Genomic DNA, 23,430 nt, shown 5'->3' on the forward strand with positions numbered 1-23,430 from the left:
GAGAAGAGGCGCGACGCTTCATTATGGAGAAACCTGTTTGAGAGAGGGGTAAGACAATCTGGATACAGTTGCGTCAAATACAGTGGATGATTTCAGCGTATATTCAGAATGGGAGCCTCAAGCAATGAATTCTGAGTGAATATCAACTGATCCGGAGACTCTTACTTTATGTTACAGCGTTGTGCTTGAAGGTAAACAGAATTTGATGCAATCGGGTCAGGTAGTCTGCAGATACTTTTTCAGGAAGATGCAGATATCTATTCAGTTGAGAACGACTACAGCACTGAAATTGCGAACAAGTGTACTTTAGTATTGACCGCAGATTGGATCGCATGTATACTTATTGAGGTCTGAAGTGTCGTATGTCAAATGTGAGGTATCTCACACATTTTTGTGATTTCAGGGTCAAACATGGCAGGTATTTCATGCAGAATACCGGGAAAAACGAATTAATCTGACATTCCGTCAAATTGTCATGTATGATTGTAAGTGGCTTATATGTAACGGATTAAAGATATAAAAAAAGGGGGATGTCTGAAGCGGTGCCGATATTTTGATGCAATCTTCGCTGGATTGGCTAAAATTATTTACGTGTGAACTTTTCCTTCTCAAATTCGTCTTCTATTACGTAGTAAGTGACAGAGCCTGGAGATGAATGACGTGAAGGACACGATGGTCACCGGGAACAGTCATAAACAGAGGGTGGGGAATCATGATCAGTTCAAAATACAACAATCCGGCAATCAAGCAGCTGGCAGAGCAACAGGTAAAGTATGCCCCTCGCGATGTCAAGCTGGCTCAGATCACGCGGGCTGAAGAACTACTGTCCGAAGCCGAACAGGATCAGGAATATGCTTATCCAGAGCTCTGTCGTCAGATTACGACATACCGCTCGGAGTTGTATCCCGATCTCGTCATCTCAGGAGCCGATGTACTGCAAGATGTGCGCTGCTTCATTGAAGATCTGTCCGACAGTGCAGAGATCGAAGTCGAAGATGTTTCCGAAGAGGTTCTCACAGTGCAGGACCTGAGTAAGAAATTCAATATATCCACCAAGACCGTAGATCGCTGGAGAGACAAGGGGCTGGTCAGTCGCCGGTTCCGGTTTAACGGGCGAAAACGGGTTGGTTTTCTGAAATCCTCGGTGGATCGTTTCCTGCAGAAGAACCGCGGACATATTACCCGCAGCATGAACTTCAGTCAGTTGAGTGATGAAGACCGTGAAGAGATCCTGCGTCGTGCCCGACGTCTGGCCCGGTATGGCGGATGCCCTGCCGAGATCAGCCGCCGCATCGCCAGGCATATGAATCGATCTCCTGAGACGATTCGTTACACGTTGAAAAATTTTGACCGGGAGAACCCTGAGTTGGCTATTTTTCCTAATGCACCAGAGAAAATTACGGATCAGCAGAAACGCGACATTTACAACACGTTTCGGCGGGGGATCCCCGTAGAGAAACTGGCGCGGCGTTATTGTCGCACGAAGGCCAGTATCTACCGGATTATTTCAGAGGCACGGGCGGCCCGTCTGCATGCTCAGACCATCGACTACATGCACAGCGATGAGTTCGAGCAGGCCGATGCTGAGAAAGTGATTCTGGGTCCACCTCCCGAAGTCGATAAATCCAACGAAAAGGTGCGCACGCCACCCGGATTGCCTCCTTACCTGGCCAGCCTGTATTCCATTCCGCTGTTAACGCGGGAAGAAGAGGCATATTACTTCCGTAAGTTGAATTTCCTTAAATACAAGGCGTTTCAGATTCAGGAACAGCTGGATCCGAATCGTCCTAAGGCCCGGGATATGGATCAGATCGAAAAGTTGCTCGACGAAAGTACGGACGTGAAAAACTTCCTGATTCGCAGCAACCTGCGTCTGGTCGTGTCGATCGCCAAGCGTCACATTCGTCCGGGAGGCAACTTCTTCGAAATGGTGAGTGACGGGAATATGTCACTGATCCGTGCGATTGAAAAATTTGATTATACCAAAGGGAATAAGTTCTCAACCTACGCCAGCTGGGCGATCATGAAGAACTACGCCCGTTCCATTCCAGCCGAGTACAAAGTGCTGGACCGGTTCCGAACGGGGAACGATGAGTTGTTCTTCCAGTCGACCGACGAGCGGGAAAGTCAGTATCGTGAAGAGCTGATCAATCAGAAGCAGCATGCTGTGATTATGAGCATTCTGGATCAGCTGGATGGGCGTGAGAAAGATATTTTGATTTACCGTTATGGTCTGAATGCCCGGAATGAGCCTCAGACCCTGGAACAGGTAGGGGATCGTTTCGGCGTGACCAAGGAGCGGATCAGGCAGCTGGAATCCCGGGCGCTGAAGAAGCTCCGCCGGATTACCCAGGTGGAACGGGTCGAGATTCCCGGAATATAGAAGCAGGCTCTGCTGATCCGGTCTGACTGGATCAGTTTAGTGAGTTCTCCCCTTGAGCAGGCATGGCTGTTGTGAGCCGTGCCTGCTTTTTTTTACGGTCTGTCCGAACCTCCTTCCGGATTTTCTTCTCTGAAAAACAGTCCTTTAGCGGTTGGCTCATTGAACTTAGCATACGAAGCGTTTAAGGTTGGTTTTTTCCAGCAAAATAGAGCGATGGCGAGGACAGAAAAGCAGATTGTTTCGAGATGGAAAATCTTAGGCCGTATAGGCATACAGCATTAAGAAAAGATAACAATTTTTCCAATCAGCCAGGCGTTCACACTTGCAAGCAAGTGCCTGATTGCTATATTGAGCTGCTTACTGAGTATCGGCGGGGAAAGTACCTCTTTAGCCAGGCGAGTTGTTCAGGTTGCATGAGGCTTGAAGCCTGTTAGCTTAGTTTTCAGGTCAACAGGCTAGCGTAGCTCAATCGGCAGAGCATCGGTTTTGTAAACCGAAGGTTGTGGGTTCGATTCCCACCGCTAGCTCTTTTGCCTGGATTGCCACAAAAAAATAATTAGTTAACGTGTTTGTGGTGTTAGGTTTGTAAAATCCAGCTTCGGCTGGTTGGGGGGAATTCCCGAGCGGCCAAAGGGGTCAGACTGTAAATCTGATGGCTACGCCTTCGCAGGTTCGAATCCTGCTTCCCCCATTATATAAATGTTGGAGTTTGACTGAGTCACAGTGCAGTGCGGGTGTAGCTCAACGGTAGAGCCCCAGCCTTCCAAGCTGGTTGTGAGGGTTCGATTCCCTTCACCCGCTTTTTTATAAGTTTTGAGATTCGATTAAATATCAAAAAGTGCTGCTGTGGCTCAGTTGGTAGAGCGCGTCCTTGGTAAGGACGAGGTCATGGGTTCAAGTCCCATCAGCAGCTTTTTGAGTTGATTTTTAAGTGGTTATCAGGAGGTGTGTGCCTCTTGCGTGCGAGGGGTGACTCCTGTTTTTACCTCGCTATTTGTTTTGTTGGTTTTATTGTTTAAGTCTGGCGTTGTGTCAGGTTTAAAAAAGGGGTTTTAAAGAGAGATGGCTAAGGAAGTCTTTGAGCGAACAAAGCCGCACGTAAACGTAGGTACGATTGGACACATCGACCATGGTAAGACAACTCTGACAACAGCATTGCTGGCCGTTCAGAGCGAGAAGGGTCTTGCCCAGATGAAGAGTTATGCTGATGTTGCGAAGGGGGGAACCGTTCGTGACGATACCAAGACTGTGACAATTGCTGTGAGTCACGTGGAGTACGAAAGCGAAACTCGTCACTACGCTCATATCGACTGTCCTGGTCACGCTGACTATATCAAGAACATGATCACCGGTGCTGCCCAGATGGATGGTGCCATCCTGGTGGTTTCCGCTGCTGACGGCCCGATGCCTCAGACGCGTGAACACATTCTGCTGGCACGCCAAGTGGATGTGCCTTCGCTGGTTGTTTTCCTGAATAAGTGTGACCTGGTCGACGACGAAGAGTTGCTCGAGCTGGTTGAAATGGAAATTCGCGAGCTGCTGACCAAGTATGGTTTTGATGGAGACTCGATCACGATCGTACGTGGTAACGCCAAGGGTGCTCTCGATCATCCTGCTGACGAAAAGTACAATGCCTGCATTGGTGAGCTGATGGATGCTCTGGATGCCAACATTGAAGCTCCCGAACGTGAAGCTGATAAGCCATTCCTGATGGCGATTGAAGACGTGTTCTCGATCGCTGGTCGTGGTACTGTGGTAACCGGCCGTATCGAGCAGGGCAAAATCACTGTCGGCGATAAAGTGGAAATCGTTGGTCTGCGTGATACCCAGGAAACAACCTGTACCGGCGTGGAAATGTTCCAGAAGACTTTGAATGAAGGTCTGGCTGGTGACAACGTGGGTATTCTTCTGCGTGGTACCAAGAAGGAAGACGTCGAGCGTGGTCAGGTTCTGGCTGCTAAAGGCTCCATTCCTCCGCACACCAAGTTCGACGGTCAGGTTTACGTACTGAGCAAAGAAGAAGGTGGTCGTCATACTCCGTTCTTCAACGGGTACCGTCCTCAGTTCTACTTCCGAACAACCGACGTAACCGGTTCAACCACATTGATGGGTGGCGCAGAAATGTGTATGCCTGGTGATAACGTTGAAGTTCAGGTTGAGCTTGGTAAGCCTATCGCCATGTCTGAAGGTAGTCGCTTCGCGATTCGTGAAGGTGGTCGTACCGTTGGTTCTGGTGTGGTTACCAAAATCGTTGAGTAGTTGAGAGTATTGCTTTTACTGTTGAATATCTGGTGTCCACCCTGTTTTCATGGGGTGGGCACCTTCAAGTTATACTAGATTTGTGAAATCGTTGTCCGTCAGGGCTGAGGGCTGTTATGGCACGTGAATATGTATGGTTAGAATGTACTGAGACCGGAATGCGAAATTATCGGGTCAGTAAGGAAACTCGTGGCACAGAGCGACTTTCACTGATGAAATATTGCCCGAAGCTGCGTCGTCACACTCTGCACAAAGAGTCTCGCAAGAAATAAGCGTCTTGCTGGCCGGGGTTTTGTGACTGGTGTCGGTTTTTTGAGTTGCTTCCGGTTATCAAAGTATCTGGTCGGTTCAGGCAGGTAGACGGGTGTAGCTCAATTGGCAGAGCACTGGATTCCAAATCCAGCGGTTGGGGGTTCAAGTCCCTCCGCCCGTGTTTAAAGAGTTGCAATTGCTGTCAGGGTGTGTTGAGGTGTCTGGTCTGATGTCTCTGGCGTGGTAAAACGCAGGATTGCGGTTATTTGTTTCGCCTCTGTTTATAAATATTTTAGTAAACTGGTCTCATGGCTAAATCCAAAACGGAACAAGCGTTCTCGGCTACTCTGGTGAGTGGCGGTTTGTATAAAAGAAATCAGGGACGACTGGTCCGTCAGTTGACTGCGCTGGGCTTGGTGGCAATTGCCATTTTTGGGGCTTATTCGCTTTACAACGTGCTGCCTCTGGGGATGTCTCCTGGAATGCAGAAGGGTATTGCGGTCTCGATTGTTGTGATTTGTACGTGGCTGGCATACCGGGTGGTGAATTTTCCCCGTTTTGCAGACTTTCTGATCTCGGTAGAGGCAGAAATCAGCAAGGTCACGTGGGCGACCTGGGAGCAGTTGTGGCGGTCTACCGCGGTCGTGATTGTGTTGATGTTTTTTTTAGCGTTTTTACTGCTGGCCTTTGACGTATTCTGGCAGTGGTTGTTCAGATTGATCAACTTTTTGCAGATCTGACGAAGAAGAGGGTCTGCCTTTCAATGAATTACAGAGTTTTTTGAGCTGTACTTCTTGAATAAATTGTTCTTCCTGCTCATTATGAGCGATTCCTGTTTTTTGCGGTCTTCTGGATTGCAGCATTAGAGTCAAACAGGGCTTTTGTCAGATGCGGAAGCTCTATTGAAGGTGTCTCATGAGTAATGATTCTGGTTCTGAACCGACCTCTGAAAGTCCGGAGGGCTCAGAAAAGCGCCTCTGGTACGTGTTGAAGGTGCAGAGCAACCGGGAGAAATCCATTCGAGACGCACTCTTACGCGGCATTAAGCGGGATGGGCTGGAAGAGTATTTCGGGGAGATTATTATCCCCACAGAAAAAGTGGTAGAAACAAAGGGTGGTAAAAAGCGGGTCTTTGAGCGAAAGCTGTATCCGGGATATCTGATGATCCAGGTCGAGCTCAATGATGACAGCTGGTATCTGGTGCGTTCCACGAATGGAGTGGGGGACTTTACCGGAGCTGCAGGTCAGCCGATCCCCATGCAGGAGCATGAAATTGCCCGTATGCTGGGACGTGAAGAATCAAAAGAAGAAACCCCTGTCAAAATCAAGCTTGATTTCCAGGTGGGTGATGTAGTCAAGGTGAAGGATGCCACCTTCGAAGGGTTTGAAGGAACCATCGATGCGGTTGATGAAGCCAGTGGCAAAGTAACCGTTCTGATTGAAATATTCAGTCGTCCGACTCCGACGGAGTTGGAGTACTGGCAAATTGAAAAAGTTTAACGGGTCATCAGGCTCTGTGTTAAACAGTAAAGATTCATCTATTTATAAAGTGTTTGAAAGTCGGTCGAATGGCTAAGCAGCTTGTTGCAGAAGTAAAAGTTCAGATTCCCGGTGGTGCGGCGACTCCGGCTCCTCCTGTTGGTACAGCCCTGGGCCCCCACGGTGTCAATATCGGTCAGTTCGTTCAGCAGTTCAACGATCGTACCAAGGATATGGCCGGAACGACGATTCCCGTTGTCATCAGCGTGTACAACGACCGTTCGTTTGACTTTATCATGAAGAGTCCGCCCGCTGCGGGATTGCTGAAGCAGGCTGCTCAGATCGCCAAAGGCTCGGGTAACCCCAAGCGAAACAAAGTCGGCAAAGTGACTATGAATCAGTTAAAGGAAATTGCCAAGACCAAGTTTGCGGATCTGAATGCTCCTGACCTTGATCAGGCTGCAAAAATTATTGCCGGTACTGCTCGCAGCATGGGCCTTGAAGTTGAAAAATAGACCGGTCTGCTGAATGTCTTCCTGTGGGAAGAGCTCAGGCTTAAGTACAGGCAAAAATTCATTAATCCATCTCACGTTTAGTCGGATAGAGAGTCATGGGAAAACAATCCAAGCGAATTAAGTATTATAACGAAAAGCTGGCAGGCGTCGGTACAGTCGGTCTGGAAGAGGCGGTCGAAGTGCTGAAGTCTCTGGAGAATGATCTGCCCGCCAAAATCAAGCCGGTCAAAATGGACCAGACTGTTGAGCTGGCCGTGCGGTTGGGTGTAGACCCCCGTCAGGCTGACCAGCTGGTGCGTGGTTCTATCAATCTGCCTCACGGAATTGGTAAGACACAACGGGTTGTTGTGTTCGCTCAAGGGGCCAATGCAGATGCTGCGGAAGCCGCTGGTGCCGATGCCGTTGGTGGCAAAGATCTGGCTGAAAAAATCAAAGGTGGCTGGCTCGACTTCGATGTGGCGATTGCGACACCCGACATGATGGGTGTGGTGGGCCCGCTGGGGCGCGTGCTGGGACCTCGTGGTCTGATGCCATCTCCTCGTGCCGGTACTGTGACCCAGGATGTGGGCACCGCAGTTCAGGATTACAAAGCGGGTAAGGTTGAGTTTCGTGTGGATGCCGGCGGCAACATTCATTGCCGGGTCGGTAAGTTGTCGTTCGATGCGAACCAGCTGGTCGAGAACATTCAGGCGATGCTGAAGTTTCTGGATTCTCTGCGACCTTCCTCGGTTAAAGGGTCTTATGTACGGAATGTTGCTGTTTCAGCGACAATGAGCCCCGGGATTTCCGTTGCTCTCTAGTTGCAGAGATCATCTGGAAATCATCATTAAAACAAAGAAACAGTTTTCGGCGTTTCATAAGCTGGAAGAGATCTAATGAGTAAAATTGTAAAAGAAATGATCATCTCCGAGATTGAGGCTCGGATCAGCGAAGTCCGTGACTTCGTCGTAGTTGATTCTGCAAAAGTGGACGCGATTACCGATAACGGTCTCCGCCTGAAGCTGCAGGAAAAAGGGATTGCCTCCCTGACGGTGAAGAATTCCCTGGCACGCCGGGCCCTGGCCAATATTGGCGTTGAAGGTCTGGATGAAGTTCTGAAAGGACCATCCACTCTGGTCTGGGGCGGGGAAGACATTGTCGCCCTCTCTAAGGAGATGACCAGGTGGGCTTCCGACATCAGTACGCTGGAAATTAAGGGTGGTGTAACAGAAGGAACACCGCTTTCATCGGATGATGTTACAAAGTTGAGTAAGAGCCCTGGTCGAATGGAATTGATCGGCGAAATTGTCTCCCGGATCCTTGGACCGGGTGCACAGTTGGCAGGGGCGATCAAAGGTCCTGGTGGGACCCTTGCAGGGCAAATTAAGACAATTTCCGAAGGGGAAGAATCCTCTGAAGGAGAGGAATCATAATTCGCTGATTTTTTCGGGGATTGTGATTTCATTGTCAGGATTTGCAGCAACGGCTGCTGAAGCTAAGCAGCGTTGATTCAATTTACATTGTTGAGAGATTTTATTTTACGCATTCGTGCGAAAGGAAAGAGAAGATGGCGACAGCCGAAGCAACAACTGAATTTGGTGAAGAAACCAAAGAACTGGGTGACAAAATTGCTGGATTGACATTGCTCCAGGCTAAAGATCTGGCTGAATACCTCGACGAAGTTCATGGTATTAAAGCTGCCGCCGGTGGCGCTGTCATGATGGCTGGTCCTGCTGCTGAAGCTGGTCCTGCCGCTGAAGAAAAGACAGAATTTGACGTCATTCTGACCGGATTTGGCGACAACAAGATCCCGGTAATTAAGATCGTCCGTGCGGCCACAGGCCTGGGACTGAAGGAAGCAAAAGACCTGGTCGAAGGTGCTCCCAAGCCACTGAAAGAAGGCATTTCGAAAGAAGATGCTGAAGCACTGGTTAAGGAAATCAAAGAAGTCGGCGGTACTGCTGAAGTTAAGTAGTCCATCACGAAAAAAGCCATCTGGATCTGACCTGTGCCGAAATTGTTTGGCACAGGTTAGGTTTCCGTTTATATGTACATATGGTTTTTTTCTGCGAATGATTGAAGTGTTCTGTTACACAGTTTACAATGCTTACGAGCAGGAGCGCGCGAAAATGGTCGGGTCGTCTTCGAACGTAGGTGGAGTGACTGTATTCAGAAGCTTTGTTCGTTACGTATTGATGCTGCTTCCTATTTGTTTCCGTAAGTTTATCTGCTTCGATCAGTCATCGTTTCAGTCCCATTTGGTCTAAGCAATCGACTCATTGCACTCTCTTTTGAATAGCAAAGTAGTATTGAGCGATTTATCAGGCTTTAATTTAATCAAGCGATTCGCTTTTAATGCAGCATCTGGGGCTGTATTCTCTCGAGGTGCGCGCTGCGGTTCCTCGCTATTCTTGGTTTATGCTCTGTCAGTCCTCCCGCATCAACTGCGCAGCGCATTTCCACATCTGGCACCAGGTAAGTAGAAAAGATCATCTTAATGCCGATTCCAGCACAGCGAACTATTCCCACAAATACTGTCAAGAACTTTGGTAAGATTGAACATAGTTTTGAGTTGTCTGATTTAACACAAATCCAGACTTCGTCCTATGCGAGTTTTCTTCAGGCCGACAAATCGCCACGCGAGCGAAAAAATCAGGGGCTGGAAGAAATTCTTCGTGAAGTGTTTCCGATCGAGAGTTACCAGGGACAATACCAGTTGGAATACGTCAAGTATGAACTGGGCAAGCCCCGCTATACTCCCACGGAATGTCGTCAGTTGCGTATGACTTATGGCCGGCCTTTCCGTGTCTGGTTGCGTCTTGTGAAAGAGCAGCCCATTGAAGAAGAAGTTTACCTGGGCGATCTGCCCGTGATGATCGGCGGTGGTGAATTCATCATCAACGGGGCAGAGCGGTGTATCGTCAGCCAGTTGCACCGTTCACCTGGTGTGGACTTTGTGTTGAGTTCAGAGCCGGGAGAAAAGAAAGAATATTCCTGCCGGGTGATTCCCGAGCGTGGCAGCTGGATCGAGCTGGTAGTCGGCAAGAAAGACACACTGGGCGTACGCATTGACCAGAGTGGTAAATTCTCAGCCATGACCCTGCTGCGGGCGATGTCCAAGGATTATTCTTCCGACACCGATCTGGTCAAACTGTTTTACGATACGAAATCAGAAAAGATTTCGTCCAGCAACGCCATGGAAAAGCTGCTGGGTAAGATCGTGGCAGAAGACATCATCTATCCCGCCGGTCATGACCGTTGTGGTGAGATCATTCTGGACTGCTGTGGAACCATCACGGAAGAGCTGATCGATGAGATCGTTGACACCGGTTTGAAAACGGTTGAGATCGTGGAAGAAGTCAACGACCTGCTCGTGCTGCAGAGTATTGCTGAAGACCCGACTGCAAGCCACGAAGAGGCGCTGCTGCGAATTTATTCCCGCCTGCGTCCTGGTAACCCTCCCCAACTGGAGCGTGCCGTTGATCTGTTCAAAGAAAAGTTCTTTGACGTGAATCGCTATCGCCTGGGTCGTGTGGGCCGTTTCCGTATCAACCGCAAATTCAAGCAGGACGTTCCCGATACGGAAATGACACTGCGTCCGGAAGACTTTATCAATTCGATTCGTTACCTGGTTCGGCTGCGGGTCGGTGAATCCTCTGCCTATGTCGATGACATCGATAACCTTGGTAACCGTCGTCTGCGTACGATTGATGAACTGGCATCCGATGAAATCCGTAAAGGGTTCCTGAAACTGCGTCGTACCGTTCAGGAGCGGATGACTCAAAAAGACGTTGAAGAAATGTCACCCCGGACTCTGATCAACCCCAAGAGTGTTTCTGCCGCCATCGATTTCTTCTTTGGTCGCAGTGAGCTTTCGCAGGTCGTTGACCAGACCAACCCTCTTTCCATGCTGACTCACGAGCGGCGTCTGTCTGCTTTGGGGCCAGGTGGTTTGAACCGGAAACGTGCCGGCTTCGAAGTCCGCGACGTACACATTTCTCACTACGGACGAATCTGCCCGATTGAAACACCGGAAGGTACCAACATCGGTCTGATTTCCAGTTTGAGTATTTTCTCAAAAGTGGATGACTATGGCTTCCTGGTCACTCCCTATCGTTATGTCAAAAATGGTAAGTTGACCGACGAAGTGCACTGGATGCGGGCCGACGAAGAAGCAGAAGTCCATGTGGCTCCTGCCGACACGCCTGTGGAAAATGGTAAATTTACCGAAGACCGCGTGATGGCACGCCACCGTGATGACGTGGTCTGGATTGCTGCCGGCGATGTCGATTACATCGACGTGGACCCTGCTCAGATGGTGGGGATTTCAGCCGGTCTGATTCCGTTCCTGGAACACGACGACGCGAACCGGGCCTTGATGGGTTCCAACATGCAACGCCAGGCTGTGCCTCTGCTGATTGCCGAACCACCGCTGGTGGGAACCGGGATGGAAGTTGCGGTGGCTCAGAACTCCGGGATGGTCGTGCGGGCTGAAAAAGCCGGTAAAGTGACCTATGTGGACGGAAACGTGGTTGAAGTGAACGGCAAGAAATACCGTCTGCGAAAATACGAAGGTCTGAATGAACGCACCTGTCTGAACCAGACGCCTGCCGTCAGTATCGGCGACCAGGTGAAGAAGGGGCAGATTCTCTGCCACAGTGCTGCTGCCGCCGATGGATTGCTGGCATTGGGTCGTAACGTGCTGGTGGGCTTCATGTCCTGGGACGGTTACAACTTCGAAGATGCGATCATTCTGTCAGAACGACTGGTGAAAGAAGACGTTTATACTTCGATTCATATCGATGAATTCGACGTGGAAATTCGCGAAACCAAACTGGGTCGTGAAGAGTTCACGCGCGATATTCCCAACGTCAGTGAAAAGGCGCTGCGGCATATCAGCGAAGACGGAATCATTAAGGTCGGTACCCGTGTCCGCCAGGGTGATATTCTGGTTGGAAAAGTATCACCCAAGGCCAAGGCGGAACTGACGCCGGAAGAAAAACTGCTGCATGCGATTTTCGGTCGTGCGGGCGAAGACGTCAAAAACGAATCTCTCGAAGCATCCAGTGGTGTGGAAGGGATCGTGATTCATACCGAAAAATTTGCCCGTCGCATGAGCCTGACCGATTACGAGCGCAAGCAGTATGACGAAGAGCTGAAGAAGGTCGAAGAAGAGGGGAATCACAAAGTTGCCGAAGAGTTCCGCGAATTCCTCAAGACCTTTGAAAACGCCCTCGGACAGCCGATGGTGGATGACGATGGTCGCAAGATTCGTGAAATTCCGGAAGACAAATTCGTGTCGCAGTACGCCCATGATTTCCTGTCTCACCTGGATGACATGGATATCCGCAGCCCGCAGAAAAAAGCAGACTGCCGTGCAGTGATTGAGGAATTGTGGCCCAATGTGGAAGACGTGATCGAAACCTGTGACCAGAAGGTCAACAGTATGAAACGCGGCGAAGAACTGCCGAACGGCGTACTGCAGATGGTGAAGGTGTATGTCGCTTCCAAACGCCAGATTTCTGTTGGAGACAAGATGGCGGGTCGTCACGGGAACAAAGGGGTGATCTCCAAGGTTCTGCCGATCGAAGATATGCCATTTACCGAAGATGGAACACCCATCGATATCATGTTGAATCCGCTGGGGGTTCCCAGTCGTATGAACGTGGGACAGATTCTGGAGACTCACCTGGGCTGGGCTGCCGAGAAGCATGGCTTCCGGGCCGTGTGTCCGGTCTTTGATGGTGCGGTCGAATCACAGATTCAGGATTACCTGGAATCAGCCGGTCTGCCCCGTGATGGGAAGGCTCAGTTGTTCGATGGTCGAACAGGCGAGGCTTACGAACAGAAAACAACCGTGGGCCAGATCTACATGTTGAAACTGCACCACCTGGTAGATGACAAGGTGCATGCACGCTCAACCGGTCCTTACTCATTGATTACACAACAGCCTCTGGGTGGTAAAGCCCGGTTCGGTGGTCAGCGATTCGGGGAAATGGAAGTCTGGGCACTGGAAGCTTACGGTGCTGCTTACATTCTGCAGGAACTGCTGACAGTCAAGAGTGATGATGTCGAAGGCCGTACGAAGATATATGAATCGATGGTGAATGGCGAGAATACATTGGAAGCCGGTACGCCAGCCAGCTTTGACGTGCTAAACAACGAAATCCGTGGACTTGGTTTGAATCTACAACTGGAAAAGAATCCCGGGTAGCGCGTCCCCGGGATGGGGAACGCGTGCGGCATGAATTTTCTTTTTCAGGATCAATGTCTGATCATAATTAGTTCAGAAAATAAGGAGCGTGCACAGTGAGTGTTGCACAGACAGCTTACGAGCGAATTAACGATTACGGTTCAGTGAAAATTGGACTGGCCAGTCCACACGATATTCGAAGCTGGTCATTCGGCGAAGTAAAAAAGCCGGAAACCATTAACTATCGAACTTACCGCCCCGAGCGGGATGGTCTGTTCTGCGAGCGGATTTTTGGTCCTGAAAAAGACTGGGAATGTGCCTGTGGAAAATACCGGGGCATGAAGTATAAAGGCATGATCTGCGACCGTTGTGGTGTGAAAGTCACCCACAGCCGCGTGCGTAGAAAGCGGATGGGTCACATTGAACTGGCTGCCCCTATCGTGCATATCTGGTTCTTCAAATCCATGCCCAGCCGCCTGGGTGCTTTGCTGAACATGAAGACGACCGCCCTCGAAAAGGTGGTTTACTTCCAGGATTATGTCGTCACCGATCCCGGGGAGACCCCTCTGGAAATGTGCCAGACCATGACCGAGGAAGAAGCACGCCAGAACCAGGCCAAGTATGGTCCGGGTGCTTTTGAAATCGAAATGGGTGCGGAAGCCATCAAGAAGCTGTTGATGAGCCTGAACCTGGTCGAATTGTCCGTCCAACTGCGAAAAGACCTGTTCGAAACAAACAGTCAGCAGAAGCGTAAAGATTACATCAAGCGTCTGAAAATTGTCGAATCATTGCGAGACAGTGACAACCGCCCTGAGTGGATGGTACTGGAAGTGATTCCGGTGATTCCTCCCGATCTGCGTCCCCTCGTGTTACTGGATTCAGGCAATTTTGCCACCAGCGATTTGAACGATCTGTATCGGCGTATTATCAACCGAAACAACCGTCTGAAAAAGCTGGTTGACCTGAATGCACCTGAAGTCATCGTGCGTAACGAAAAACGCATGCTGCAGCAGTCGGTCGATGCGTTGTTTGATAACAACCGCTGTAAGCGTCCGGTACTGGGTTCTTCCAACCGGCCTTTGAAGTCGCTGACTGACATGATTAAAGGTAAGCAGGGACGTTTCCGTGAAAACCTGCTGGGTAAACGTGTTGACTATTCGGCACGAAGTGTCATCGTGGTGGGCCCTGAACTGAAACTGCATCAGTGTGGTCTGCCCAAAAAGATCGCGCTGGAACTGTTCCAGCCCTTCATCATTCGTCGCCTGAAAGACAGCGGCCATGCCGATACCATCAAATCTGCCAAGCGCATGCTGGAGCGTAAGGATGAGGATGTATGGGATATTCTCGATGAAGTCATTCAGAATCACCCCGTGCTGTTGAACCGGGCTCCGACTCTGCACCGTATCGGGATTCAGGCGTTTGAACCAATCCTCGTGGAAGGGAACGCGATCCGCGTCCATCCGCTGGTTTGTGGTGGGTTCAATGCGGACTTCGACGGCGACCAGATGGCGGTTCACCTGCCCTTGTCTATCGAAGCCCAGGTGGAAGCGACCACGTTGATGCTGTCAACCAACAACATTTTCAGTCCTTCCGACGGGGCGCCCATTATTCGTCCTTCGCAGGATATCGTGATGGGTTGTTACTACCTGACGCTCAAGAAACCAGAGCGGCTGGGTGAAGGCATGATCTTCTCGGGTGTCAACGAAGTGCATGCTGCCTTCCAGCAGAAGCGACTTGCTCGGCACGCGATCATCAAGGTCCGGATGCCTTCCGACAAGCGGATTAAGGGTGACGGGGCAGACGACTTCAAAATGGGTGGCTTGATTGAAACGACCGTCGGTCGTGTGATCTTCAATGACATTCTGCCGAAGAAGATGGCCTTCTACAACCTGACGATGAAAGGCCGTGACCTGTCGACCGTGATTTCTGACTGTTACCTCGAACTGGGGCGACGGGAAACGATCAACCTGCTTGACAAGATGAAAGAGACCGGTTTCCGGGAATCAACACTCAGTGGTCTGTCCTTCGCCACCAGCGACTTGAAGACCGCGCCGAACAAGGCAAAAGTGATTGCGGATTCGGAAAAAACAGTTCTGCAGAAAAACAAACTGTATGACCGTGGTCTGATTACTGTGGAAGAACGTTACAACCAGGTACTCGATACCTGGACCCACGCCCGTGAATTGATCACAACTTCCATGATGCACGAGCTGGAAAACGACTACCGTGAAGACGGCAAGTACGTGAACCCGATCTACCTGATGTCAAATTCCGGTGCCCGTGGTGGTATCGAACAGATGCGTCAGTTGGGTGGTATGCGTGGTCTGATGGCGAAGCCGAGTGGGGAAATTATTGAAACCCCGATTAAAGCGAACTTCCGTGAAGGTCTGACCGTGCTGGAGTACTTCAGTTCGACTCACGGTGCACGTAAAGGTCTGGCGGATACTGCTCTGAAAACAGCCGACTCTGGTTACCTGACACGTAAGCTGGCGGACATCTGTCAGAACGTGGTGGTTACTGAGCACGACTGTGGTACGACTCAGGGTATGACCCGTGGTGTGGTCTATCGAGGTGAAAAGGTCGAAATGAGTCTGACCGATGCGATCCGTGGTCGTGTCAGTCGTACGAACATTGTGGACCCGATTACCGATGAAGTCATCGTTCGTGAAAACGAACTGATTACCGTTGAGATTGCCCGGCGTATCGAAGGTATGGGTCTGGAGAAAATCCAGGTCCGCAGCCCGATGACCTGTGAATCTTCTCTGGGTCTCTGCCGGCTGTGTTACGGCATGGACCTCTCGACCGGTTCGCTGGTGGAAGAAGGCCTGGCTGTCGGGATTATCGCTGCACAAAGTGTGGGTGAACCTGGTACTCAGCTGACAATGCGTACGTTCCACATCGGCGGAACCGCTTCCCGTGAAGTGGAAGAAAACGAAATTCGTACCCGTCGTGCTGGTAAAGCAACCTTTGCCCGCATTCGAACTGTGGTCAACAACGATGGTTTCAGCGTTGTACTGACGCGAAATGGTGAAGTCGTGATTAACGATCCGCGGGGTCGTGAACTCGAACGCTATACCATTCCCAACGGTGCGACCCTGATGGTCAGCGAAGGTGAAGAGCTGACTGATGGCCAGGTGATCTGTCAGTGGGACCCTCACTCCATCTCAATTCTGGCGGAAGTCGGCGGACGCGTCCGTTACGAAGAGTGTGTGGAAGGCAAGACGATTCGTACCGACAAGGACCCCAGTGGTCACATTCGTCGTTCGATCATCGAGCACAAAGGGGAGCTGCATCCTCAGATCATCATCGAAGATGGAACCGGCAAGATTCTCGACTTCTATTACCTGCCTGAAAAGGCAAGTATCGAAGTGGAAGAAGGAAAACAGATCACCGCGGGAACCGTGGTGGCGAAGAACCCACGTGAATCTTCCGGTACCCAGGACATTACCGGTGGTCTGCCTCGAGTGACGGAGCTGTTTGAAGCACGTCGCCCGAAAGACCCTTCCGTTCTGGCCGAAATCGACGGCGAAGTCGAATTCGTTCCCGAAAAGAAACGCGGCAAGCGAATCGTGATTGTCCGTGGGGAAGACGGAACTGAAGTGGAACACGTCATTCCGCATGGTAAGCATCTGCTGGTGCATGCAGGCGACCTGGTGAAAGCCGGCGACGCGCTGGTGCGTGGGCCTCTGGTACCGCATGACATTTTACGCGTCAGTGGTACGGAAGCAGTCCAGCAGTACCTGCTGCATGAAATTCAGAATGTGTATCGTGCACAGCGTGTGACGATTGACGATAAGCATCTGGAAATCATTATTTCCCGGATGTTGGGTAAGGTTCTGGTCGAAGATATTGGTGATACCAATCTGCTGCCGGGCATTGTGCTTGACAAACTGACCTTCCAGCAGATCAATGAAGAGACCAGTGCCTGTGTCAAGGTTGTGGATGCCGGTGATACCGACTTCCAGCCTGGCGACCTGGTCCCACTGGCGACGATTGAAGAAGTGAATGCCCAGGTGGAACTGGCCGGACAGGGTCCTGCCAGCTTCACTCAGCCGCGACCGGCATCGGCCAGTTCGCAGCTGCTGGGGATTACCAAGGCTTCCGTACAGAGCGAAAGCTTTATCTCGGCAGCCAGTTTCCAGGAAACAACCAAGGTGCTGACCGAAGCTGCTCTGGCAGGGCGGGTCGACTACCTGGTTGGTCTGAAAGAAAACGTGATTCTGGGGCACCTCGTGCCGGCAGGAACTGGTTTCTACCAGCATCAGACTGCCGAGGTGCGAATTCGTCCGGAAGCACTGGAAGAACTGAAAGCAGAAAAAGAACGGATTCTGGCAGCTCGCATGAGTCTGTTGAACGAAGTGCAGCCTGATAAACCGGTTCCCCTGGGAGGCGGTCAGGATGTAGAAGATTACGGGCAGGGGGGAACTGATCCCTCAGTGGAAAATACTCCACCCAGTCCGAATCCGTATGATGAATAAAGTGTAGCAGTCCGAACGATATTTCGGATCAGTCGATTGCCTTTGATCAAAAATGGATCAGGTGTGAGACTTGACGGAAGCGTTCGGGCTGGATACATTGTCCCGTTCCTGTCTCCGTGAGAGGTACGGAAAAGAAGCGAATAAAGTGGCCATTTGTTTCGATGGCTGCATGTAAATAGAAGTGTTTATTGTAGTTCAAGTTTTGAACGAAGATGGATTGTTTCAGATGCCAACGATTAATCAGTTGATTCGTAAGCCAAGAAAAAAACAGACTTCCAAGAGTAAAACTCCTCTGCTGGAAGGTTGTCCGCAGAAGCGTGGGGTCTGTCTGCAGGTGAAAACCGTCACTCCGAAAAAGCCGAACTCCGCCTTGCGTAAAGTGGCTCGTGTCCGTCTTTCCAACGGGAAAGAACTGACGGCTTACATTCCGGGTGAAGGTCACAACCTGCAGGAGCACTCGATTGTGCTGGTGCGTGGTGGTCGTGTTCGCGACTTGCCGGGTGTACGTTATAAAGTCATCCGCGGTGTGCTGGATACACTGGGTGTGAATGACCGTCGCCAGGCACGCAGCCGCTACGGTACCAAACGTCCTAAATAGACCCTGGTTTCAATACAAACATTTAATATTTGATCACATTTGTCAGTGTTCTGCACGAACGCTGAAATTACTGTCAGAGGAAAAGTTGCAATGGGCAAGAAGTTTACAGCCAGTGTAAGTCAGTTGAAGCCAGATCCGCGGTTCAATTCGCTGCTGGCTTCCAAGTTTGTTAACTGCCTGATGCACGATGGCAAAAAGAGCGTTGCTCAAAACGTCTTTTATGATGCCCTGGATCGTATCAAAGAGAAGGTTCCCGATGTGGAGCCGATCGAAGTTTTCACACAGGCTGTCGAAAACGTAAAGCCCAGTGTGGAAGTCCGATCCAAGCGCGTCGGTGGTGCGACTTACCAGGTTCCCACACCTGTGAGTTCCAAGCGTCAGCAGACTCTGGCGATTCGCTGGATTCTGGCAGCAATTCGCGGCAAGAAGGGGCGTCCGATGGAAGTCCGTCTGGCTGATGAAATCATGTCCGCTCACAAGAAAGAGGGGACAGCCATGACCACACGTGAGAATATTCATCGAATGGCTGAAGCGAACAAAGCATTTGCTCACTTCGCCTTCTCACGCTAAAGTAAGTTAATCGATCATAAAGACGCACTGGTATGGCTCTCGCGCCATTACTTTGTGCGTCTTTTTTTTTGATACAGTGCAAGAATGAAAAGAGTCGCAGCAGAGTGTGTGAGTTGGGTTGCAGGCAGGAGAGGTGTTGCTGCCAGGTAAGGCTTGTATCCAGGTTTTACCGTGGCGTCTCCAAGGCCATTTGGGTCGAGTATAATAGACTAAGAGAATGGTTCAATGCGACGCGTTCCAGCGTCTTGGCAGATCTGGGGTGTCGCGTTGACCGGAGTGGTCTGCACGCGCGTTGGCGTGCTCGCCTGGCATTGATCACCGGTTAATGCAGGATGGATGGGCCACTGGTATATTAATAATTTTGTGAATGGGATGGCAGGGAAAATGTCAGCTTCAATAGATCATATCAGAAACATCGGGATTATCGCTCACATCGATGCCGGTAAAACGACGACCACGGAGCGGATTCTGTATTATGCAGGCGTGGTGCACCGGCCCGGCGGTGTTGATGAGGGGACAACGGCAACCGACTTCGATGAAGAGGAAGCGAAGCGGGGAATCACCATTTACTCTGCTGCGATCACCTGTCACTGGAAAGGCTACTCGATCAACATCATTGACACGCCCGGGCACGTGGATTTTACGGCCGAGGTGGAGCGGAGTCTGCGGGTGCTGGATGGTGCAGTGGTGGTGTTCAGTGCGATGGAAGGGGTGGAGGCGCAGAGCGAAACCGTCTGGCGCCAGGCGGATAAATACAATGTGCCCCGCATCTGTTTCATCAATAAGATGGACCGTATTGGTGCCAGTTTCAATCGCACATTTGAAGAGATCCGTCGCCGTCTGCGCGCCAATCCGGTCGCGCTGCAGGTCCCGATCGGGGAGGGTTCCACTTCCACGGGGGTCTCTTTTGAAGGCGTGATTGATCTGGTCAAAATGAAATCGCTCTATTACGACAAAGAGTCGATGGGATCCAGCTTCGAAGTCCGTGAGATTGCCCCTGAGTATCTTGAGCAGGCGCAGGAGTGGCGGAGTAAAATGCTGGAAGCCGTTGCCGAGCTGGATGAGAAGGTGCTGGAGCAGTATTACGAAACCGAGGATATCCCGGAAGAAGATCTGCTGCGCCTGTTGAGGGAGGCGACGCTGCGGGGTGATCTGCAGCCGACATTTTGCGGTTCTTCTCTGAATTTTATCGGCGTACAGCCTGTGCTGGATGCGGTGGGAGCGTTTCTGCCCAGTCCTCTGGATCGTCCGCCTGTGGCGGGGATCAATCCGCAACCGAAAAAGCGGGGCGGTGAAGCCGGCGAGCCTGAGTCGCGGGAGACTTCAGTCGATGAGCCCATGTGCGGCCTGGTCTTTAAGATTCAGACAGACAAGCACGGCGATTTATGCTTTATCCGAGTTTATTCGGGACAGTTGAAGAGTGGTACGCGACTGCTGAATGCACGAACGGGGAAGAAGGAATTAATCAGTCAGCTCTGGCGCGTACATGCCGACGCGCGGGAAAAAGTTGAAACAGACAGCATTGATGCCGGCGATATTGCCGGGGTGATCGGGCCCAAAGATGCGGTTACGGGGGATACACTGTGTGATATCAAGCATCCGATCCTGCTGGAAAGTATTTCATTTCCCGAGACAGTGATTTCGATGGCAGTTGAGCCGGAGTCGAGCGCGGATCGGAAAAAACTCGAAGAGACCCTGGTCAAGCTGTCCCGCCAGGATCCGACCTTCAAGGCCATTCCTAATGAAGAGACCGGGCAGACAATCGTGTCGGGTATGGGGGAATTGCATCTGGAAGTGTTGCGAAACCGGATGCAGAAAGAATTTAATTTGAGCGTGCGTGTGCATAAGCCTCGGGTGAGCTATCGCGAAACGGTCGCTGCGGCGATCGAGAAAGAAGTGGAGTTCAATCGCCCTTCGGCAAACGGCAATATGTATTTCAGGGTCAAGCTGCGGCTGGAACCTTTCAAGGGTGAGTCACCTGTTTCCATTATCAGTAAGTTAAAGCCCGAGGAATTGGATCCGGCGTTGACTAAAGTGGTCATGGAGACCTTAAGGATGGGGGTTGATGGAGGTGGCCAGGTTGGCTTTCCGCTGATGAATGTGCAATTCACTGTCCTGGATGCCCATGCCCGTGAAGGGGAAACGAATGATACTGCGGTTGAGGCCGCGGTTTCCGAGGCATTGCATGGCTGTATCATGGATGCAAAAATGCAGTTGCTGGAGCCGATTATGAAGATGGAAGTCGTGACTCCTGATGAGTTTCGGGGAAATATCCAGGCGGACCTCAGTTCCCGTAATGCCAATGTGTTAAACAGTGAGTGGCGGGGTGATCTGTGTGTGATGGAGGTCGAATCGCCGCTGTCACAGTTATTTGGTTATTCTACCCAGATTCGCAGTCTGTCGCAGGGTCGTGCCTCGTTTTCCATGGAGCCATTGAAGTACGCACCGGCTCCGCCGAGTGTCTTAAAAGAGATGATTGGATAATTTTTGAAAAATCATAGGGTTGGACGCTTGGTATCCAGCGGGTGAATGTGTAACTTGTCTCCTCTGCTGGTTTGAAAGCCGTGTACCGGAATTCAGATGACCAGTGGCTAATGAGAATTCCAGGTGAAGATGTCAGAATTTCAAAAAAAGCGTTTTAGCTTTGTTGGGGTTGTTGACAAGTGGTAAGGGTCTCATTAGTATTGCTCGCTTCCCCGTGTGAGAAAAATGTCTAAACGGGGTAAGAGTCTAATTTTAAAGAAGGAAATTATTGGTGGCCGTTGCGAGTCAAGAGCGAATTCGAATTCGCATGGAAGCTTATGATCACTCCGTTTTGGATCAGTCGGCAGCAGATATTGTTGATACCGCGAAGCGAACCGGTGCGATCGTGCATGGCCCTATTCCGTTGCCAACGCGAATTGAGCGATATACGGTTCTGAAGGGGCCGCACATCGACAAGAAATCTCGCGAGCAGTTTGAAATTCGGACTCATAAGCGTTTGGTTGATATTTTGTCTCCAACCGGTAAGACGATTGATGCTTTGAATAAATTGTCGTTGCCTGCTGGAGTTGATATTAAAATTAAGGCGTCCGCTGGCGGAAACTAGTCTTTTATCGGTTTTCGTTATGATGCTCGCGGTGCTGGCTCTGTGTCGGTGTCGCTTGATTGGTTAGGGATCCAGCTTTGGCTGGTGGTGCTATGCTTCCTGCTGTCTGTACGGACGGTGTTCGTGGAAGCTTTGTTCCCGTTGTTTAAGGGTGATGAGTATGCCTGTCGGTCTGCTGGGTAAAAAGGTCGGAATGACGCAAATTTATGATGACGGGGTAATGGTTCCGGTCACTGTAATTCAGGCTGGTCCTTGCCATGTCCTCCAGGTGCGTACTCTGGACACGGATGGGTATGAAGCGGTTCAGGTTGGTTTTGAAGATAAACCACGCCGCCTCGCTGCTCGAAGTGAACGTGGTCACGTGGCTGCCTTGGACAGTAAGCGTCAGAAGAAACGGACCGAAGCTGGTGTCGTCACTGTTGAAAAAGCAGGCTGTGAACCCAAACGGTTTGTGAAAGAGTTTCGCACCGATGGAGAAGATCATGGTTGCGAAGTGGGTGGCGAGCTGACTGTGTCTGTCTTCGCTGATGTGCCGTTCATCGATGTGATTGGTACCAGCAAGGGGCGTGGTTTCGCCGGTGTAATGAAGCGACATAATTTCTCTGGTCAACGTGCTTCGCATGGTGTGAAACGGGTTCACCGTCATGGTGGTTCGATTGGTCAGAGTGCGGATCCTTCCCGTGTAATGAAGGGGACGCGAATGGGTGGTCGATATGGTGGCAAGCAGATTACTGTCAGACATTTGAAAGTGGTCCGGGTCGATGAGGAGAACGGCGTTCTTCTGGTCCGGGGTGCCGTGCCAGGGCCCAACGGGGGTGACCTGGTGATTCGTCAGACTAACAAGTATTAGTTTTTGAGTGTTTGAAGTACGTAGACAGTTCTGCCTTATATAAATGGTGTCGAAATGATTTCTGTTGCAATTCAAGATAAAGCTGGCAAAGAAGTGGGCAAATATGAATTTGAGTCCACGGAACTGGCCAATGGAATCAATCGCCAGTTACTGCACGATGTAGTCGTGATGTATGAGGCGAATAAGCGAATTGGTTCTTCCAAAACAAAGAGCCGTGGTATGGTTGTTGGCAGTACCAAGAAGCTGTACCGTCAGAAGGGAACTGGTCGTGCCCGTGCTGGTGCTTCCCGGACTCCTGTGCGGCGTGGTGGTGGTCACACTTTTGCGAAAACTCCCAAAGACTGGAGCTATCGTTTGCCTAAGAAGGCAGTCAAGCTGGCGACCCGCATGGCAATTTTAAGTAAATTCGAAGATGAACAGGTAACGCTGATTGATGAGCTGGTGTTGCAGGTTCCAAAAACAAAAGAAGTCACAGGCGTGCTGAAGGCTCTGGGGTTATCCAGCACCAGCTGTCTGCTGACTGTGGAAGGGCATGATCCTGTAATATGGAAATCTGCTCGCAATATTGCTGGAGTGCAGGTTTCACCTGCAAGCGACCTGAATGCCTATGATGTTCTGCATCAGCGGCAGATGGTTCTGACCAAGTCGGCCCTGGATCGGCTGCTCGGTCGGGTTGAAGAATAGTTTACAGGATTTTCAGTTTAGTCATCCAGTCTGAGTATTGAGGTTAGTTGTTATGTCGGATGGTTCAAAAAAAGGCGTTCAGCTGGAGCCGTATCAGGTCGT

17 protein-coding genes and 5 tRNA genes are annotated in these 23,430 nt (G+C 50.7%); all 22 read left to right on the forward strand.

Annotation, left to right across the window (positions count from 1 at the left end; translation table 11 throughout):
• Positions 1 to 712 precede the first annotated feature (712 nt).
• Positions 713 to 2,383, forward strand: coding sequence for a sigma-70 family RNA polymerase sigma factor (locus tag AACZ40_RS07475; protein ID WP_291168211.1), 1,671 nt, complete (start codon positions 713 to 715; stop codon positions 2,381 to 2,383).
• Between the two features lie 454 nt (positions 2,384 to 2,837).
• Positions 2,838 to 2,910, forward strand: a tRNA-Thr gene (locus AACZ40_RS07480).
• A gap of 82 nt (positions 2,911 to 2,992) precedes the next feature.
• Positions 2,993 to 3,074, forward strand: a tRNA-Tyr gene (locus AACZ40_RS07485).
• A 39-nt stretch (positions 3,075 to 3,113) separates the two neighbouring features.
• Positions 3,114 to 3,184, forward strand: a tRNA-Gly gene (locus AACZ40_RS07490).
• Between the two features lie 39 nt (positions 3,185 to 3,223).
• A tRNA-Thr gene (locus AACZ40_RS07495) sits at positions 3,224 to 3,296 on the forward strand.
• 149 nt (positions 3,297 to 3,445) lie between these two features.
• Entirely contained in the window at positions 3,446 to 4,642 is a 1,197-nt protein-coding gene (tuf, locus tag AACZ40_RS07500) for an elongation factor Tu (protein ID WP_291168213.1), read from the forward strand.
• 116 nt (positions 4,643 to 4,758) lie between these two features.
• The gene (gene rpmG, locus AACZ40_RS07505; protein ID WP_144980952.1) at positions 4,759 to 4,914 is read left to right on the forward strand and encodes a 50S ribosomal protein L33; all 156 of its coding nucleotides are present in this window, start codon (positions 4,759 to 4,761) and stop codon (positions 4,912 to 4,914) included.
• Positions 4,915 to 5,002: 88 nt separating this feature from the next.
• Positions 5,003 to 5,075: transfer RNA gene (locus AACZ40_RS07510), tRNA-Trp, on the forward strand.
• Between the two features lie 127 nt (positions 5,076 to 5,202).
• Positions 5,203 to 5,634: a preprotein translocase subunit SecE gene (gene secE / locus AACZ40_RS07515; protein WP_291168218.1), complete on the forward strand. Its 432-nt coding sequence runs from the start codon at positions 5,203 to 5,205 to the stop codon at positions 5,632 to 5,634.
• Between the two features lie 175 nt (positions 5,635 to 5,809).
• Positions 5,810 to 6,394, forward strand: a complete 585-nt coding sequence (nusG, locus tag AACZ40_RS07520) for a transcription termination/antitermination protein NusG (protein ID WP_291168220.1) — start codon at positions 5,810 to 5,812, stop codon at positions 6,392 to 6,394.
• 68 nt (positions 6,395 to 6,462) lie between these two features.
• A complete protein-coding gene (gene rplK, locus AACZ40_RS07525; RefSeq protein WP_339673808.1) occupies positions 6,463 to 6,888 on the forward strand; it encodes a 50S ribosomal protein L11 in 426 nt (141 codons plus the stop codon).
• A gap of 95 nt (positions 6,889 to 6,983) precedes the next feature.
• Positions 6,984 to 7,688, forward strand: a complete 705-nt coding sequence (gene rplA, locus AACZ40_RS07530; RefSeq protein ID WP_291168224.1) for a 50S ribosomal protein L1 — start codon at positions 6,984 to 6,986, stop codon at positions 7,686 to 7,688.
• A 75-nt stretch (positions 7,689 to 7,763) separates the two neighbouring features.
• Positions 7,764 to 8,300 carry a 50S ribosomal protein L10 gene (gene rplJ, locus AACZ40_RS07535; protein ID WP_291168225.1) on the forward strand — a complete coding sequence of 179 codons (537 nt, stop codon included), beginning with the start codon at positions 7,764 to 7,766 and terminating at the stop codon, positions 8,298 to 8,300.
• Positions 8,301 to 8,434: 134 nt separating this feature from the next.
• Entirely contained in the window at positions 8,435 to 8,842 is a 408-nt protein-coding gene (gene rplL, locus AACZ40_RS07540) for a 50S ribosomal protein L7/L12 (RefSeq protein WP_291168227.1), read from the forward strand.
• A 522-nt stretch (positions 8,843 to 9,364) separates the two neighbouring features.
• Positions 9,365 to 13,081, forward strand: coding sequence for a DNA-directed RNA polymerase subunit beta (gene rpoB, locus AACZ40_RS07545; protein WP_291168229.1), 3,717 nt, complete (start codon positions 9,365 to 9,367; stop codon positions 13,079 to 13,081).
• Positions 13,082 to 13,176: 95 nt separating this feature from the next.
• Positions 13,177 to 17,538 carry a DNA-directed RNA polymerase subunit beta' gene (rpoC, locus tag AACZ40_RS07550; RefSeq protein WP_339673814.1) on the forward strand — a complete coding sequence of 1,454 codons (4,362 nt, stop codon included), beginning with the start codon at positions 13,177 to 13,179 and terminating at the stop codon, positions 17,536 to 17,538.
• Positions 17,539 to 17,764: 226 nt separating this feature from the next.
• Positions 17,765 to 18,136 carry a 30S ribosomal protein S12 gene (gene rpsL / locus AACZ40_RS07555; protein WP_145114887.1) on the forward strand — a complete coding sequence of 124 codons (372 nt, stop codon included), beginning with the start codon at positions 17,765 to 17,767 and terminating at the stop codon, positions 18,134 to 18,136.
• A gap of 90 nt (positions 18,137 to 18,226) precedes the next feature.
• Positions 18,227 to 18,706, forward strand: a complete 480-nt coding sequence (gene rpsG / locus AACZ40_RS07560) for a 30S ribosomal protein S7 (protein ID WP_291168233.1) — start codon at positions 18,227 to 18,229, stop codon at positions 18,704 to 18,706.
• Positions 18,707 to 19,090: 384 nt separating this feature from the next.
• Positions 19,091 to 21,190, forward strand: coding sequence for an elongation factor G (gene fusA / locus AACZ40_RS07565; protein ID WP_291168235.1), 2,100 nt, complete (start codon positions 19,091 to 19,093; stop codon positions 21,188 to 21,190).
• Between the two features lie 271 nt (positions 21,191 to 21,461).
• Positions 21,462 to 21,794: a 30S ribosomal protein S10 gene (gene rpsJ, locus AACZ40_RS07570; protein ID WP_002649712.1), complete on the forward strand. Its 333-nt coding sequence runs from the start codon at positions 21,462 to 21,464 to the stop codon at positions 21,792 to 21,794.
• A gap of 160 nt (positions 21,795 to 21,954) precedes the next feature.
• Positions 21,955 to 22,644: a 50S ribosomal protein L3 gene (gene rplC / locus AACZ40_RS07575; RefSeq protein WP_291168240.1), complete on the forward strand. Its 690-nt coding sequence runs from the start codon at positions 21,955 to 21,957 to the stop codon at positions 22,642 to 22,644.
• Between the two features lie 54 nt (positions 22,645 to 22,698).
• Positions 22,699 to 23,328 (forward strand): 50S ribosomal protein L4, encoded by a 630-nt coding sequence (gene rplD, locus AACZ40_RS07580; protein WP_291168242.1) that lies wholly within the window; start codon positions 22,699 to 22,701, stop codon positions 23,326 to 23,328.
• Positions 23,329 to 23,430 lie beyond the last annotated feature (102 nt).

Origin of the sequence: uncultured Gimesia sp. (assembly GCF_963972345.1) — a bacterium.
Classification (GTDB): domain Bacteria; phylum Planctomycetota; class Planctomycetia; order Planctomycetales; family Planctomycetaceae; genus Gimesia.